Source organism: Mesorhizobium sp. P3_A10 (genome assembly GCF_056403175.1).
In genome coordinates this window covers 1-14,291 of the sequence record NZ_JBFUFZ010000011.1, presented here as the reverse complement: position 1 = coordinate 14,291, position 14,291 = coordinate 1, and the positions used below count along the sequence as shown (strand labels likewise).

General features: G+C 62.5%; 17 protein-coding genes, 2 tRNA genes and 1 pseudogene. 3 read left to right on the top strand and 17 right to left on the bottom strand.

Annotation, left to right across the window (positions count from 1 at the left end):
* Position 1: 1 nt before the first annotated feature.
* The 10 genes from rplP to tuf all read right to left on the bottom strand — a co-directional run bounded on the left by rplP (position 2) and on the right by tuf (position 5,954).
* Positions 2-415, bottom strand: a complete 414-nt coding sequence (gene rplP, locus AC1DXU_RS28680) for a 50S ribosomal protein L16 (RefSeq protein WP_006205460.1) — start codon at positions 413-415, stop codon at positions 2-4.
* A 27-nt stretch (positions 416-442) separates the two neighbouring features.
* Positions 443-1,171 (bottom strand): 30S ribosomal protein S3, encoded by a 729-nt coding sequence (gene rpsC / locus AC1DXU_RS28675; RefSeq protein ID WP_258601606.1) that lies wholly within the window; start codon positions 1,169-1,171, stop codon positions 443-445.
* Positions 1,171-1,560: a 50S ribosomal protein L22 gene (gene rplV / locus AC1DXU_RS28670; protein ID WP_006205462.1), complete on the bottom strand. Its 390-nt coding sequence runs from the start codon at positions 1,558-1,560 to the stop codon at positions 1,171-1,173. Before rplV ends, rpsC begins: the two co-directional genes overlap by 1 nt.
* 2 nt (positions 1,561-1,562) lie before the next feature.
* Positions 1,563-1,841 (bottom strand): 30S ribosomal protein S19, encoded by a 279-nt coding sequence (gene rpsS / locus AC1DXU_RS28665; protein WP_006205463.1) that lies wholly within the window; start codon positions 1,839-1,841, stop codon positions 1,563-1,565.
* A gap of 16 nt (positions 1,842-1,857) precedes the next feature.
* Positions 1,858-2,691, bottom strand: coding sequence for a 50S ribosomal protein L2 (gene rplB / locus AC1DXU_RS28660; RefSeq protein ID WP_195174889.1), 834 nt, complete (start codon positions 2,689-2,691; stop codon positions 1,858-1,860).
* 22 nt (positions 2,692-2,713) lie between these two features.
* Entirely contained in the window at positions 2,714-3,007 is a 294-nt protein-coding gene (locus tag AC1DXU_RS28655) for a 50S ribosomal protein L23 (RefSeq protein ID WP_023757976.1), read from the bottom strand.
* On the bottom strand, positions 3,004-3,624 hold the full coding sequence (rplD, locus tag AC1DXU_RS28650) for a 50S ribosomal protein L4 (RefSeq protein ID WP_477246638.1): 621 nt from the start codon (positions 3,622-3,624) through the stop codon (positions 3,004-3,006). Before rplD ends, AC1DXU_RS28655 begins: the two co-directional genes overlap by 4 nt.
* Positions 3,624-4,337 (bottom strand): 50S ribosomal protein L3, encoded by a 714-nt coding sequence (gene rplC, locus AC1DXU_RS28645; protein ID WP_477246637.1) that lies wholly within the window; start codon positions 4,335-4,337, stop codon positions 3,624-3,626. Before rplC ends, rplD begins: the two co-directional genes overlap by 1 nt.
* 63 nt (positions 4,338-4,400) lie before the next feature.
* Positions 4,401-4,709 carry a 30S ribosomal protein S10 gene (gene rpsJ, locus AC1DXU_RS28640; protein WP_010909272.1) on the bottom strand — a complete coding sequence of 103 codons (309 nt, stop codon included), beginning with the start codon at positions 4,707-4,709 and terminating at the stop codon, positions 4,401-4,403.
* Between the two features lie 69 nt (positions 4,710-4,778).
* Complete coding sequence (gene tuf / locus AC1DXU_RS28635) at positions 4,779-5,954, bottom strand: elongation factor Tu (protein ID WP_023723394.1); 1,176 nt, start codon at positions 5,952-5,954, stop codon at positions 4,779-4,781.
* A gap of 295 nt (positions 5,955-6,249) precedes the next feature.
* On the opposite strand from tuf, the gene AC1DXU_RS28630 reads away from it, so the two are divergent.
* Positions 6,250-7,137 carry a DMT family transporter gene (locus AC1DXU_RS28630; protein ID WP_477374392.1) on the top strand — a complete coding sequence of 296 codons (888 nt, stop codon included), beginning with the start codon at positions 6,250-6,252 and terminating at the stop codon, positions 7,135-7,137.
* A 52-nt stretch (positions 7,138-7,189) separates the two neighbouring features.
* Here the strand turns inward: AC1DXU_RS28630 and AC1DXU_RS28625 are convergent.
* Positions 7,190-7,263, bottom strand: a tRNA-Gly gene (locus AC1DXU_RS28625).
* A gap of 145 nt (positions 7,264-7,408) precedes the next feature.
* Positions 7,409-7,493 (bottom strand) — tRNA-Tyr (locus AC1DXU_RS28620).
* Positions 7,494-7,695: 202 nt separating this feature from the next.
* Here AC1DXU_RS28620 and AC1DXU_RS28615 point away from each other — a divergent pair.
* Entirely contained in the window at positions 7,696-8,550 is an 855-nt protein-coding gene (locus tag AC1DXU_RS28615; protein ID WP_477374390.1) for a TrmH family RNA methyltransferase, read from the top strand.
* Positions 8,551-8,676: 126 nt separating this feature from the next.
* Here AC1DXU_RS28615 and AC1DXU_RS28610 read toward each other — a convergent pair whose 3' ends face one another.
* The 3 genes from AC1DXU_RS28610 to gcl form a co-directional block, all read right to left on the bottom strand.
* Positions 8,677-9,594: a 2-hydroxy-3-oxopropionate reductase gene (locus AC1DXU_RS28610; RefSeq protein WP_477374388.1), complete on the bottom strand. Its 918-nt coding sequence runs from the start codon at positions 9,592-9,594 to the stop codon at positions 8,677-8,679.
* A 232-nt stretch (positions 9,595-9,826) separates the two neighbouring features.
* Positions 9,827-10,624: a hydroxypyruvate isomerase gene (gene hyi / locus AC1DXU_RS28605; RefSeq protein ID WP_477374386.1), complete on the bottom strand. Its 798-nt coding sequence runs from the start codon at positions 10,622-10,624 to the stop codon at positions 9,827-9,829.
* A 10-nt stretch (positions 10,625-10,634) separates the two neighbouring features.
* Positions 10,635-12,416 carry a glyoxylate carboligase gene (gcl, locus tag AC1DXU_RS28600; protein ID WP_477374384.1) on the bottom strand — a complete coding sequence of 594 codons (1,782 nt, stop codon included), beginning with the start codon at positions 12,414-12,416 and terminating at the stop codon, positions 10,635-10,637.
* A 212-nt stretch (positions 12,417-12,628) separates the two neighbouring features.
* On the opposite strand from gcl, the gene bhcR reads away from it, so the two are divergent.
* Positions 12,629-13,450 carry an HTH-type transcriptional regulator BhcR gene (bhcR, locus tag AC1DXU_RS28595; protein WP_477374382.1) on the top strand — a complete coding sequence of 274 codons (822 nt, stop codon included), beginning with the start codon at positions 12,629-12,631 and terminating at the stop codon, positions 13,448-13,450.
* Here bhcR and AC1DXU_RS28590 read toward each other — a convergent pair.
* Entirely contained in the window at positions 13,447-13,800 is a 354-nt protein-coding gene (locus AC1DXU_RS28590; RefSeq protein WP_477374380.1) for a hypothetical protein, read from the bottom strand. The two genes, bhcR and AC1DXU_RS28590, sit on opposite strands and share 4 nt — an antisense overlap.
* A 257-nt stretch (positions 13,801-14,057) precedes the next feature.
* A pseudogene (locus AC1DXU_RS28585) lies at positions 14,058-14,291 on the bottom strand (IS110 family transposase); the annotation flags it as partial.

Genomic DNA, 14,291 nt, shown 5'->3' with positions numbered 1-14,291 from the left:
CTTATTCTGCGATGCGCTGTACGAAGCGCGTCCTGACCGAGAGCTTGGCCGCGCCGAGACGCAGCGCCTCACGGGCGGTTTCTTCGTTGACGCCGTCGATCTCGAACATGATGCGGCCCGGCTTGACGCGAGCTGCCCAGTAATCGACCGCGCCCTTGCCCTTGCCCATGCGGACTTCGGTCGGCTTCGAGGTCACCGGCACATCCGGGAAAATACGGATCCACACGCGGCCGGCACGCTTCATCTCACGAGTGATCGCGCGGCGGGCCGCCTCGATCTCGCGCGCGGTGACGCGGTTCGGCTCAAGCGCCTTCAGCCCGAAACCACCGAAATCCAGGTTGGTGCCGCCCTTGGCGGTACCATGGATGCGGCCCTTGAACTGCTTGCGGAACTTTGTGCGCTTTGGCTGCAGCATCGTTCTAACTCCAAATTCTCAACTGTCTTAGGCGTTTTCGCGACGGCGACCGCGTTCGCGCTCACCACCACCACCGCCATGCGCATGATCGCCCTCGGTCGCGCGACGCTCCGAAGCCATCGGGTCGTGCTCGAGGATTTCGCCCTTGAACACCCAGACCTTGACGCCGCAGATGCCGTAAGCCGTATGCGCTTCGGCCGTGCCGTAGTCGACATCGGCGCGCAGCGTATGCAGCGGCACGCGGCCTTCGCGGTACCATTCCATGCGCGCAATCTCGGCGCCGCCGAGACGGCCGGCGCAGTTGATGCGGATGCCTTCGGCACCGAGACGCATCGCCGACTGAACGGCGCGCTTCATGGCGCGGCGGAACGCGATACGGCGCTCGAGCTGCTGGGCGATCGACTGGGCGACCAGGGTCGCGTCGATCTCCGGCTTGCGCACTTCAACGATGTTGAGGTGCGTCTCGGACTTCGTCATCTCCATCAGCTTCTTGCGAAGCTTCTCGATGTCGGCGCCCTTCTTGCCGATGATCAGACCCGGGCGCGCCGCATGGATGGTGACGCGGCACTTCTTGTGCGGACGCTCGATCACAACCTTCGAGATGGCAGCCTGCTTGAGCTCCTTCTCGAGATACTTGCGGATCTTGATGTCCTCATGCAGCAGCTTGCCGTACTCCCCGGTGTTCGCGAACCAGCGCGAATCCCAGGTGCGGTTGATGCCGAGGCGCAGACCGATCGGATTGACTTTCTGGCCCATTATGCGGCCTCCCCTTTTTCTTCGACTTCACGAACAACGATCGTGAGGTGCGAGAACGGCTTCTCGATACGGCTGGCGCGACCACGGCCACGGGCATGGAACCGCTTCATGACGATCGACTTGCCGACATAGGCTTCCGCCACGATCAGTGCATCGACATCCAAGTCGTGGTTGTTTTCGGCGTTGGCGATCGCCGATTCCAGCGTCTTCTTGACCGTGCCGGAAATCCGCTTGGCCGAGAATTCGAGATCGGAAAGCGCTGTCGCGACCTTCTTGCCGCGGATCAGCGCGGCAACGAGGTTCAGCTTCTGCGGGCTGATACGGATCGTGCGCAGTACGGCGCGCGCTTCGTTGTCAGCAAGCCTGCGCGGAGCTTTGGCCTTGCCCATGATTATTTCCTCTTCGCCTTCTTATCCGCGCCGTGACCGTAATAGGTCCGGGTCGGAGCGAATTCACCGAACTTGTGACCGACCATGTCCTCGTTCACCGAGACGGGAACATGCTTCTGGCCGTTGTAGACACCGAAGGTGAAGCCGACGAACTGCGGCAGGATGGTGGAGCGACGGCTCCACATCTTGATCACCTCATTGCGACCACCTTCACGAACCTTGTCCACCTTCTTGAGAAGGTAGCCGTCAATGAAGGGGCCTTTCCAAATCGAACGAGTCACTTGGCGTTACCTCTTCTTAGCTCTTGCGCTGATGGCGCGAGCGCAGGATGAACTTGTCGGTCGCCTTGTTGGACCGCGTCTTCTTGCCCTTGGTCGGCTTGCCCCAGGGCGAAACCGGATGGCGGCCACCCGAAGTGCGGCCTTCGCCGCCGCCGTGCGGATGGTCGACCGGGTTCATGGTCACGCCGCGATTGTGCGGGCGCTTGCCACGCCAGACGGTGCGACCGGCCTTGCCGTCATTGATGTTGCCGTGGTCCGGATTGGACACGGCGCCGACAGTGGCCATGCACGAACCGTGCACGACACGCTGCTCGCCCGAGTTGAGGCGAAGGATCGCCATGCCCTGGTCACGACCGACCAGCTGGCCGTAGCCGCCGGCCGAACGAGCGACCTGAGCGCCCTTGCCCGGCTTCAGCTCGATGTTGTGAACGATCGTGCCGACCGGCATCGAAGCCAGCGGCATCGCATTGCCCGGCTTCACGTCGACCGATTCACCGGCCACGATCTTGTCGCCTGGAGCCAGACGCTGCGGAGCGATGATGTAGGACAGCTCGCCATCGTCGTACTTGATTAGCGCGATGAAGGCGGTGCGGTTCGGATCGTATTCAATGCGCTCGACCGTGCCGACGACGTCGAACTTGCGGCGCTTGAAGTCGATGATGCGGTACGAACGCTTGTGACCGCCGCCGATGAAGCGAGCCGTGATGCGACCGTAGTTGTTGCGGCCGCCCGACTTGGTCAGGCCTTCGGTCAGACCCTTGACGGGCTTGCCCTTGTAGAGGCCCGAGCGGTCGACGATGACCAGCTGGCGGGTGCTCGGCGTTACCGGGTTGAATTTTTTCAGTGCCATGTTTCTGTCCTCGCGGCCTTGCTCAGAGACCCGTCGCGACGTCGATCGACTGGCCATCGGCCAGCGTCACAATCGCCTTCTTGACGTCGCTCTGGCGGCCAACCGTGCCACGGAAGCGCTTGATCTTGCCCTTACGGACAAGCGTGTTCACGGCCATCACCTTGACGCCGAACAGCGCTTCGACGGCGGCCTTGATTTCCGGCTTCGACGCCTTCTTAGCGACGTTGAAGACGACCTGGTTCTGCTCGGAGGCCATGGTCGACTTTTCGGTGATCGCCGGCGAGACGATCACGTCGTAGTGACGAAGGTCGGTCATTTGAAGCGCTCCTCGAGAGCCTCGACGGCGGCCTTCGAAAGGACCAGCGTGCCGCGGCGCAGAATGTCGTAGACGTTGATGCCCTGGATGGGCAGCACGTCGATGTTCGGGATGTTCGTCGCTGCCAGCTTGAAGTTCTTGTCAAGCTCGGCGCCGCCGATCAGCAAAGCGTTGGTCAGGCCCAGCGTCGCGAAATTCGCGATCAGCGCCTTCGTCTTGGCCTCGGTCAGCTTCAGCTCGTCGATGATGATGATCGACGCGCTCTTGGCCTTGGCCGAGAGAGCATGCTTGAGGCCGAGCGCGCGGACCTTCTTCGGCAAATCGTGCTCGTGGCTGCGAACGACCGGGCCGTGAGCCTTGCCGCCGCCGCGGAACTGCGGAGCGCGTGCCGAATGGTGGCGGGCGCGGCCCGTACCCTTCTGCTTGTACATCTTGGCGCCGGTGCGCGCGATTTCGGCGCGGCCCTTGGCCTTGTGCGTGCCCTGCTGCTTCTTGGCAAGCTGCCAGCGCACGACGCGCTGCAGGATGTCTTCGCGCGGATCAAGGCCGAAAATCTCCTCGGAGAGTTTCACCTTGCCGGCGTCCTTGCCGCCCAGCGTTGTGATCTTGATGTCCATTATTCCGCTCCCTCTGTGGCCGGGGCATCGTTCTTGGCGACAGCACGGATTGCGGCAGGCTTCGGCGCATTGGCCGGCAGCGCCACCTTGGCGGCGTCGCGAACCAGGATCCAGGCGCCCTTCGAACCGGGAACCGCACCGCGGATCAGGATCAGGCCGCGATCGGCATCGGTCGAAACGATCTCGACATTCTGCGTGGTGACGCGGGTGTCGCCCATGTGGCCAGCCATATGCTTGCCCTTGAACACCTTGCCCGGATCCTGGCGCTGGCCAGTCGAACCGTGCGTACGGTGAGAAACCGAGTTACCGTGCGTCGCGCGGCCACCACCCATGTGGTGGCGCTTGATGACGCCCTGAAAACCCTTGCCGATCGTCGTGCCCGTCACATCGACCTTCTGGCCGGCGACGTAATGCTCGACGGTGATCTCGGCGCCGACATCGATCATGTTGTCGGCCGAGACGCGGAACTCGGCAACCTTGGCCTTGGGCTCGACGGAAGCGGTCGCGAAATGGCCGCGCATCGCCTTCGACGTATTCTTCACCTTGGCAAGGCCAACGCCGAGCTGGACGGCGGTATAGCCGTTCTTCTCCTGCGTGCGCTGCGCCACGACCTGGCAGTTCTCCATCTGGAGAACGGTGACGGGAACATGTTCCCCGGCATCGTTGTAGATGCGGGTCATTCCCACCTTCTTTGCAATCACACCTGAACGCATCGGTTCAATTCCTTTAGAGTTCCGGGCCAGGGGCACCGCCCCTTCCTCGCTCGCTCTCGTTCCTTAGAGCTTGATCTCGACGTCGACACCGGCGGCCAGATCGAGCTTCATCAAAGCATCGACCGTCTGCGGGGTCGGATCGACGATGTCGAGCAGACGCTTGTGCGTGCGCATCTCGAACTGCTCGCGGCTCTTCTTGTCGACGTGAGGCGACCTGTTGACCGTGAACTTTTCGATCCGCGTCGGCAGCGGAATGGGGCCGCGGACGTTGGCACCGGTGCGCTTGGCCGTCGACACGATTTCCTTCGTCGAGGCGTCGAGCACGCGGTGATCAAACGCCTTCAGGCGGATGCGGATATTCTGTCCGTTCATGCGTCACTTCCTTGTTCTGGCGCGGCGCGGGCATATCCTGCGCCCGCGACAGATCGGTTTAAGTCCAAGTTACTCTTTGATGGTGACGACGATGCCGGCACCGACGGTGCGGCCGCCTTCACGGATGGCGAAGCGCAGCTTCTCTTCCATGGCGATCGGCACGATCAGCTCGACATCGACCGTGATGTTGTCGCCCGGCATCACCATCTCGGTGCCTTCCGGCAGCGACACGATRCCGGTCACRTCMGTCGTGCGGAAATAGAACTGCGGACGGTAGTTGGTGAAGAACGGCGTGTGACGGCCACCTTCGTCCTTGGTCAGGATGTAGGCTTCRGCCACGAACTTCTTGTGCGGCTTSACCGTACCCGGCTTGGCCARAACCTGGCCGCGCTCGACACCTTCACGRTCAACGCCRCGCAGCAGCGCGCCGATGTTGTCGCCAGCCTGGCCCTGATCGAGCAGCTTGCGGAACATTTCMACRCCCGTGCAGGTCGTCTTGGTCGTCGGACGGATGCCGATGATCTCGAGTTCCTCGCCGACCTTGACRATGCCGCGCTCGACGCGGCCGGTGACGACCGTGCCACGGCCCGAGATCGAGAACACGTCTTCGATCGGCATCAGGAACGGCTTGTCCAGCGGACGAACCGGGGTCGGGATGTAGGCATCAACCGCCGCCATCAGYTCGCGGATCGCGTCCTCGCCGATCGTCTTGTTSGAATCTTCAAGAGCRGCMAGCGCCGAACCCTTGACGATCGGAATGTCGTCGCCGGGGAATTCGTTCTTCGACARAAGCTCGCGMACCTCGAGCTCGACCAGTTCGAGCAGCTCGGCGTCGTCGACCTGGTCGACCTTGTTCAARAACACCACGATCGACGGCACGCCGACCTGACGGGCAAGCAGGATGTGCTCGCGGGTCTGCGGCATCGGGCCGTCGGCGGCCGAAACGACCAGGATCGCGCCGTCCATCTGCGCGGCACCGGTGATCATGTTCTTCACATAGTCGGCGTGGCCGGGGCAGTCGACATGGGCGTAGTGTCGGGCAGCCGTCTCGTATTCGACGTGCGCCGTCGAGATGGTGATGCCGCGGGCCTTCTCTTCCGGCGCCGCATCGATCTGGTCGTAGCGCTTGTATTCGCCAAAATACTTGGTGATCGCCGCCGTCAGCGACGTCTTGCCATGATCGACGTGGCCAATCGTGCCAATGTTCACATGAGGCTTGTTACGCTCGAATTTACCTTTTGCCATAGTCTCTTTCCTTGGACGGCCTTGACCTTCAGTTCAGTCGAATGCGGGGCGATTAGCGACTACGGCCGAAAAACACAAGTGCCTTGTGACCGGGAGTGCGCGCACTCGGTCCGAACCGACGATCCGATTTCGGGGGTATGACGCCTATATAGGAACGCGCGATCGAAAATGAAATGGCGAAGGCTCGCCGCGGCGAATGTCGGCATATTGCCGGCGGCGACCTGTCTGCCCTGCCGGATTTGCAACCGGCGGCTGGCCCATTGCCGCCGCAATGCCAGTCTGATTTGGTCAGCGCATGCATTTCATCCCGATCACCATCCGCGGCCCGCTGTTCATGATCGTTTCAACGGGGTCGTACCTCGTCAACGACACGATGATGAAGCTCGCGACCACCGGGCTGCCACCTTATGAAGTGCTATTCCTGCGCGGGGTGGCCGCCTCGCTCTGGGGCTTCCCCTTGTTGTTCCTGCTCGGCTACGCCAGGCAGGTTCCGCTGATCCTCAACAGACGCGTATTGCGCAGAAACCTGCTCGAGCTGGCGGCGATCCTTTGCTATGTGGTGGCGCTGGCCAACATGCAGATCGCCGATTCCACCGCGCTCGGGCAGATCACCCCTCTGCTGATGCTGGTCGGCTCCTCGATCCTGTTTGGCGAACGGATCGGCGGCGTGCGCATGGCGTTGATCGGGCTCGGCTTCATCGGCGCGCTGATGGTGGCACAACCGACGATGCAGGGCATTTCCGTCTATGCCTTGCTGGCGCTCGGCAACGCCGCACTTTCCGCCGCGCGCGATCTGGCCGGGCGTAGGGTCGCGGCCGAAGTGCCCGGCATGATCGTCGCCATTTCCGCGGTCGTGGTGGTGTTGGCCGGCGCCGGCATTGCGCATCTGGTTTCCGAGCAATGGGTGATGCCGGAGACCCGCCACCTTCTGCTGATAGGCGGGGCCGGACTGTTCCTGATCTTCGGCCACTTCTTCATCTTCATGGCCTATCGTGTCGGGCCGACCAGCCTTGTGGCGCCGTTCTACTACTGCTTCACTGTCTGGGCCGTCATTTCAGGCCTGGTTGTGTTCGGGCAGTTCCCCAATGCGCTGGCCGTCTGCGGCATCCTTTTGGTGGTGGCCAGCGGGCTGACCATCGTGTCGCTGGATGAGCGCAGGCGCCGGCTGACGGTCGTCGCGTAGCGCTTGCGGGCAAGGGCCGCTCTCGAAACGGAGATATTCGCGGAGATTTGACTGGAGCGGGTAGCGGGAATCGAACCCGCATATTCAGCTTGGAAGGCTGCTGCTCTACCACTGAGCTATACCCGCGCCTTTCAGTGAAGTATCGGATTCACCCGAAAACCGCCATGCATTTTTCGGTTCGATGCTTGTTAGTTAAGCATCGGAGTCGCCCGAAAACCGTTATCCACGTTTCGGTCCGATGCTTTGCGTTTCAGGGCTTCCGGGCCGGCAGTGGTGGAGAGGGTTGGATTTGAACCAACGTAGGCATAGCCAACGGATTTACAGTCCGTCCCCTTTAACCACTCGGGCACCTCTCCAGTCTGCCGCCGGAGCCATGCAACAAGGCATCGACGCGTCGGGGCCGCCTCAACAGCCCGTCCGCGAAGCGCCTTATGGCGGCACCGCCCAAAACTGTCAACCGCAACAACCAGGCAAAACGCGCTGAATTTCATATGCCGGGCAGCGGGCAGCTTTCAGCGCTGTATCCATGACCGGACGACACGTCTATAGAAGCCGGCCATGAGCAACGACAACAGTTCCAAGACCCCGAAAGACACCCACTACGCCAAGCTGCGCCGCGCGCATCGCGACGAGAAGGCCGGCGGCGCGCCGGCCTTCCGGCCGCGCCAGCCGGTGCCGCCCGGCGAGCACGCTGCGGACGGTCTGGTGCGGCTTTACGGCCTGCACACGGTGCGTGCAGCACTCGACAATCCGCGCCGGCGGATCAAAAGAATGCTGGTGACCCGCAATGCGGCCGAGCGTCTGGAGATCGCCGACCTGGCCGCCTTGCCCTTCAAGACCGAACTGGTCGAACCCAGGGACATCGACAAGATTACCGGCTCCGACGCCGTCCACCAGGGCGTGCTGATCGAGGCAGAGCCGCTGAAGCCGAAGCGCCTCGACGCGCTGGGCGACGCCAGGCTGGTGCTGGTGCTCGACCAGGTCACCGACCCGCACAATGTCGGCGCCATCCTGCGCTCGGCGGTCGCCTTCGGCGCCGGCGCGCTGATCACCACCGCGCGCCACAGCCCGCAGGAATCCGGCGTGCTGGCGAAATCCGCCTCCGGCGCGCTGGAGCATATCGACCAGATCGAGGTGAAAAACCTGGCCGACGCGCTCGGCCAGTTACACGAGGCCGGCTTTCAGACCATCGGCCTTGATTCGGACGGACCGGCGGAACTGGAAAAGAGCTTTTCGGGCGACAAGATCGCGCTGGTGCTCGGCGCCGAAGGCAAGGGCCTGCGCCAGAAGACGCGCGAGACGGTCACAGCGCTCGCCCGCCTCGACATGCCCGGCGCCATCCGTTCGCTCAACGTGTCGAACGCGGCGGCGGTGAGCCTCTATGCGGCGCAGGCATTTTTGAAGCGCGGCTGAGCCCGCAGCGGCCGTTCGCTTTCCCAAGAAGCAAGACGAGAAACGGGCTCCGGCATCAACGCAGGAACCCGTTCTCCGAAAGGAAAGAGCAGGCGGCTTGGGAACGTTGCGCCGCCCTCTCCTGACCTACGCTGCTTTGCCTTTGGTTCCGGCCGCGTCGCCGCCGACCTCGAAATTGGCCATCCGCTCCAGCGCCCTCACCAGTGCCGAGTGATCCTCCTTCGCACCGCCATTGGCCGCGCAGGAATTGAACAGTTGCTGCGTCGTCGAGGTGTTGGGCAACGACACGCCGAGCGCCTTGGCGCCTTCTAGCGCCAGGTTCAGATCCTTCTGGTGCAATTCGATGCGAAAGCCTGGCGCAAAGGTGCGTTTGACCATGCGCTCGCCATGCACTTCGAGGATGCGCGACGCCGCCAGCCCGCCCATCAGCGCCTGCCGCACCTTGGCCGGATCGGCGCCGGCTTTCGATGCAAAAACAAGCGCTTCGGCAACCGCTTCAATGGTCAACGCGACGACGATCTGGTTGGCGACCTTGGTGGTCTGGCCGACACCGTTGGGGCCAACGAGCGTAATGTTTTTGCCCATCTTCTCGAACACAGGTCTGGCGCGTTCGAACGCCTTGTCCTCGCCGCCGACCATGATGGTCAACGACGCCGCCTTGGCGCCGACCTCGCCGCCGGACACCGGCGCGTCGAGATAGTCGCAGCCAAGATCATTGATCCTTTTGGCGAAAACCTTGGTTTCGATCGGCGAGATCGAGCTCATGTCGATGACAAGCTTGCCCTTCGACAGCCCTGACGCGACGCTGTTGTCACCGAACAGAACATCGGCCACCTGCGGCGTATCGGGCACCATGGTGATGATGATGTCGGCAGCCTTCGCCACGGCGGCATGGCCGGTGACTGTCTTAAGGCCCTTGGCGACGAGCTCGGCCGGTGGCTTCGAACGATGGTCGCTGGCGATGACCTTGTAGCCGGCGTCCAAAAGATGCCCCGCCATCGGTGCGCCCATGATGCCGAGGCCGATAAAGCCGATGGTGTCCATTGTTGTTCTCCGTCCTTTGTTGGCCGCGTTCTGTCGCGCCCCCCTCTAGCCTGCCGGCCATCTCCCCCACAGGTGGGGAGATTGGATGTCACCGATGCCTTCGCCAATTTTCGAAATTAGAAAGTTGCAAGCCGGCGCCGAAGCTGCCGATCTCCCCACCTGTGGGGGAGATGGCCGGCAGGCTAGAGGGGGGCGCGAAGGAACTCGAACTCAGTCGCTTACGCCCCGGCAGCTACGCTGCCGCACTGCCCTGCCCGGCCAATTCCTTTAACCACCCGAGCCCAGCCTCCGTTCCCGCCTTCGGCTTGTATTCCGCCCCGATCCATCCGGAATAACCGAGGCGGTCGATATGCTCGTAGAGGAAGGGATAATTGATCTCGCCCGTCCCCGGCTCGTGACGGCCGGGATTGTCCGCAAGCTGGATATGCGCGATGCGGCCGAGGTTTGCCTCGATGGTACGGGCGAGATCCCCCTCCATGATCTGCATGTGATAGATGTCGTATTGCAGGAACAGGTTTTTCGAGCCGACGCGATCGATCAGCGCCAAGGCCTGGTCCGAGTAGTTGAGAAAGAAGCCCGGAATGTCGCGCGTGTTGATCGGCTCGATCAGCAGCTTGATACCGGCCTGCTCCAGCTTCTCCGCCGCGAAAGCCAGGTTTTCGGCAAAGACGTTCTCCAGCACCGTGCGATCGGCGCCTTGCGGCGCGATGCCGGCGAGGCAGTTGATCTGCTCGCAGCCCAGCGCATGCGCATAGGTGATCGCCTTGGCCACGCCTTGCCGAAATTCCGGGACCCGCTCCGGCAGCACGGCAATGCCGCGCTCGCCCTTGCCCCAGTCGCCGGCCGGCAGGTTGAACAGCACCTGCGTCAGGCCGTTCTTCTTCAATCTTGCCGCCACCACGTCGGGCGCGTGGTCATAGGGGCCGATATATTCGACGCCCTTGAAGCCGGCGCGGGCGGCGGCATCAAAACGGTCGAGAAAGTCATGCTCGCCAAAGAGCATCGAAAGATTGGCTGAAAAACGCGGCATTCTTCTTCTCCTAGTCCAACATCACGATCGCGGTCGGCGCGTCTTCGTTGTGTTCGGCAAGCTCCTCGAATTCGGTGATCTTGTCGATCTCGGTGCCCATCGAGATGTTGGTGACCCGCTCGAGGATGAATTCGAGCACAACCGGAACCTGGTGCTCCTTCATCAGCCGCTGCGCCTCCTTGAAGGCGCCGGCGAATTCGTCGGGTTTGCGCACCCTCACCGCCTTGCAGCCCATGGCTTCGGCGACAGCAACGTGGTCGACGCCATAGCCGGCCTCGGGTTCGTTTGCGCGATTGACGTTCTCGAAGGCCAGGCTGACCTCGAAATCCATGGCAAAGCCGCGCTGCGCCTGGCGGATCAGGCCGAGATAGGCGTTGTTCACGACGACATGGATGTAGGGCAATTTGTGCTGCGCCCCGGCCGCCAGTTCCTCGATCATGAACTGGAAGTCGTAATCGCCCGACAGCGCCACGACGGTGCGGTTCGGGTCGGCGGCGCGCACGCCCAATGCTGCCGGCAGCGTCCAGCCGAGTGGTCCGGCCTGACCGCAATTGATCCAGTTGCGCGGCTTGTAGACATGCAGGAACTGGGCGCCGGCGATCTGCGACAGCCCGATCGTGGTGACATAGGTGGTGTCGCGGCCAAACGCCTTGTTCATCTCCTCATAGACGCGCTGTGGCTTCAGCGGCACCTGGTCGAAATGCGTCTTGCGCTTCATCGTCTTCTTGCGGGCCTGGCATTCCTTCGCCCAACCCGACCAGTCGCGCAATTTGCCCGCCGTCTTCCATTCGGTGGCGACGTCGAGCAGGATTTTCAGCGCCGCACCGGCATCTGAGACGACGCCGAGGTCCGGCGCGAAGACACGGCCGATCTGCGTCGGCTCGATATCGACATGGATGAACTTTTTCCCCTTGGTGTAGACATCGACCGAGCCGGTATGGCGGTTGGCCCAGCGGTTGCCGATGCCGAAGACGAAGTCGGCTTCGAGCATCGTCGCATTGCCGTAGCGATGCGAGGTCTGCAGCCCGCACATGCCGGCCATCAGCCGGTGGTCGTCGGGGATCGCGCCCCAGCCCATCAGCGTCGGAATGACCGGAACGCCCGTGATCTCAGCGAATTCGATGAGCAGATCGGACGCATCGGCATTGATGATGCCGCCACCGGCAACGATCAGCGGCTTCTCGGCCGTGTTGAGCATCGCCAAAGCCTTTTCGGCCTGGCCGCGCGTCATCGCCGGCTTGAACGGCACCATCGGCTCATAGGCATCGATATCGAACTCGATCTCGGCCAGTTGCACGTCGACCGGCAAATCGACGAGGACGGGACCAGGCCGCGACGAGCGCATCAGGTGAAACGCCTTCTGCAGCGCCATCGGCACCAGATAGGGCTCCATGACCGTGACCGCCCATTTGGCAACGGGTGCGGCGATGGCGGCGATGTCGACAGCCTGAAAATCTTCCTTGTTCAGCCGTGCCCGCGGCGCCTGGCCGGTGATGCACAGGATCGGGATGGAATCGGCCGCAGCCGAATAAAGCCCGGTGATCATGTCGGTGCCGGCCGGCCCCGACGTGCCGATGCACAGGCCGATATTGCCTGCCTTGGCTCGCGTATAGCCTTCGGCCATGTGCGAGGCCGCCTCGACATGGCGTGCGAGGATATGGCGAACCGTGCCCCTCGCCTTCAGCGCCGAGTAGAACGGATTGATCGCGGCACCCGGCACGCCGAAGGCGCAGGAAATGCCTTCCTTTTCGAGAACGAGAACCGCGGCATCGACCGCGCGCATCCTAGCCATTTCAAGCCTCCACCGGAATTAGTCATTGTTGGATGTCGCGATAATGCCTGCGCCGGAGCTATTTTTCAATTTTTTCAGAATATTTTTTCATTTCTAGAAAACGACGCCTGGCCACTGTTTTTATTTGATTTTCCGTTTTCCACGGTTTCGGCTGATCAATCAGTGAAAAACTTTTTCATTGCTGATTCAAAAATATCTGGGAGAATGACGGGATGGAAACGACCGAAAAACGCCAGCGCGGCCGGCCACGCTCCTTCAATGGCCCCGCCGAAGCGGGCTCCGTACAGTCGCTCGACCGGGCGCTGCGCATCCTGGCCATTGTCGCCGAAGGCAGCGGCCTGTCGCTGAGCGAGATCGCGGCGCAGAGCGGCCTTGCCGCCTCCACCGCCTACCGCATGCTGACGACGCTGCAAAACCACGGCATGGTCGAGTTCGATACGAGCGACCAGCTTTGGTCGATCGGCGTCGAGACCTACCGCATGGGCGCCGCCTTCCTGCGCCGCCGCAAGCTGGTCGACCGCGCCCGCATCGTCATGCAGGAACTGATGGAAAAGACCGGCGAGACCGCCAATCTCGGCGTCGCCGAGGATGATTGCGTCGTCTTCGTCAGCCAGGTCGAGACGCATCAGGCGATCCGCGCCTTCTTCCGGCCGGGCACGCGCAGCCCGTTTCACGCCTCGGGCATCGGCAAGGCGGTGCTGGCGCATCTCGAGCCGGAGCGCGTCGGCGCCATCCTGCGCAAGGCTGGGCTGGAGCGCTTCACCGGCAACACGCTATCCGATATCTCGGCGCTGGCCCACGATCTGGTAGCGATCAAGCAGCGCGGCTGGTCGGTCGACGACGAGGAGCGGCACCCCGGCATGCGCTGCGTCGCCGCCGCCATCTTCAACGAGTTCGGCGAACCGATCGGCGGCGTTTCCGTGTCCGGTCCGACCGTGCGCGTGACCCCGGAGCGGTTGTCCGAAATCGGGCCGCTGGTGCACGACGCGGCGGCGGCAGTGACCAAGATGATCGGCGGCGTCAGACTGGCCTAGCCAGGCAGCGCGCTACTCGCCGAAACCTCGAAGACATCGAGCAGAATCGCTAGCCCGACGCCGCAGGCGGTCAGGATAATGCCGGCCATGAAGATGCGGTTGGCCCGCTCGTAGATCTTCCGGCGCAGCGACTCCACGTCGAGCAACAGCGACAGCGCCCGCATCTGCAGGGCGATGCCGACCAGGATCGGCACCACGGCAAGCAGATGATGCAGTTTCCAGGGTATCGGATTGGCCGCCCAATGCGTGACAAAACCCAGCGAGAACGCCAGCAGAATGCCGACGGTGGTGATTGTGCCGTTGCGGAAAACCGGCTCGATCAGCTTTTCCCCAGGATCGTGCTCGTCCAAGCGCCCCTCCTCTGCTGGCATCGGATGATCAGATTAGGGACTTTGGAAATCGCTGTACACCGCTGGACAATCGCTTGAGGTTGGCGCCGCCCCTCATTGCCCTGCCGGGCATTTCTCCCCGTAAACGGGGAGAAAGAAGCTGGCCGCAACGCCGGCGCTGTCCCGCAACGCTGAGAATTGGCGAAAACATTAATGAAGGCGTCCTTCTCCCCGTTCACGGGGAGAAGATGCCGGCAGGCAGATGAGCAACCGTGCTTTCATATCGATGCGGGGTTCCAGGATTTGTTGGTACGCATCATGGCGTTGAGGGTGGTGATAAGCTTGCGCATGACGGCCACAATGGCGACCTTTGCTTCCTTGCCTTTGGCCCGTAGGCGCTGGCGAAAGGCGGCGAAGATGGGGTTATGCACTCCGGCGCTGAGCGCAGCCATGTAGAGGACGTTGCGGACCGACTCTCGACCACCCCAGATACATCGCTTGCCTTTGAGCTT

Excerpts from the sequence above, each read along its gene's own strand:
- hyi (WP_477374386.1), bottom strand. The coding sequence starts at position 10,624 with ATGCCGCGTTTTTCAGCCAATCTTTCGATGCTCTTTGGCGAGCATGAC.
- AC1DXU_RS28615 (WP_477374390.1), top strand. The coding sequence starts at position 7,696 with ATGAGCAACGACAACAGTTCCAAGACCCCGAAAGACACCCACTACGCC.
- rpsJ (WP_010909272.1), bottom strand. The coding sequence starts at position 4,709 with ATGAACGGACAGAATATCCGCATCCGCCTGAAGGCGTTTGATCACCGC.
- rplV (WP_006205462.1), bottom strand. The coding sequence starts at position 1,560 with ATGGGCAAGGCCAAAGCTCCGCGCAGGCTTGCTGACAACGAAGCGCGC.
- rplP (WP_006205460.1), bottom strand. The coding sequence starts at position 415 with ATGCTGCAGCCAAAGCGCACAAAGTTCCGCAAGCAGTTCAAGGGCCGC.
- rplB (WP_195174889.1), bottom strand. The coding sequence starts at position 2,691 with ATGGCACTGAAAAAATTCAACCCGGTAACGCCGAGCACCCGCCAGCTG.
- AC1DXU_RS28630 (WP_477374392.1), top strand. The coding sequence starts at position 6,250 with ATGCATTTCATCCCGATCACCATCCGCGGCCCGCTGTTCATGATCGTT.
- AC1DXU_RS28655 (WP_023757976.1), bottom strand. The coding sequence starts at position 3,007 with ATGACCGACCTTCGTCACTACGACGTGATCGTCTCGCCGGCGATCACC.
- AC1DXU_RS28610 (WP_477374388.1), bottom strand. The coding sequence starts at position 9,594 with ATGGACACCATCGGCTTTATCGGCCTCGGCATCATGGGCGCACCGATG.
- rplD (WP_477246638.1), bottom strand. The coding sequence starts at position 3,624 with ATGGACATCAAGATCACAACGCTGGGCGGCAAGGACGCCGGCAAGGTG.
- rplC (WP_477246637.1), bottom strand. The coding sequence starts at position 4,337 with ATGCGTTCAGGTGTGATTGCAAAGAAGGTGGGAATGACCCGCATCTAC.
- gcl (WP_477374384.1), bottom strand. The coding sequence starts at position 12,416 with ATGGCTAGGATGCGCGCGGTCGATGCCGCGGTTCTCGTTCTCGAAAAG.
- rpsC (WP_258601606.1), bottom strand. The coding sequence starts at position 1,171 with ATGGGCCAGAAAGTCAATCCGATCGGTCTGCGCCTCGGCATCAACCGC.
- bhcR (WP_477374382.1), top strand. The coding sequence starts at position 12,629 with ATGGAAACGACCGAAAAACGCCAGCGCGGCCGGCCACGCTCCTTCAAT.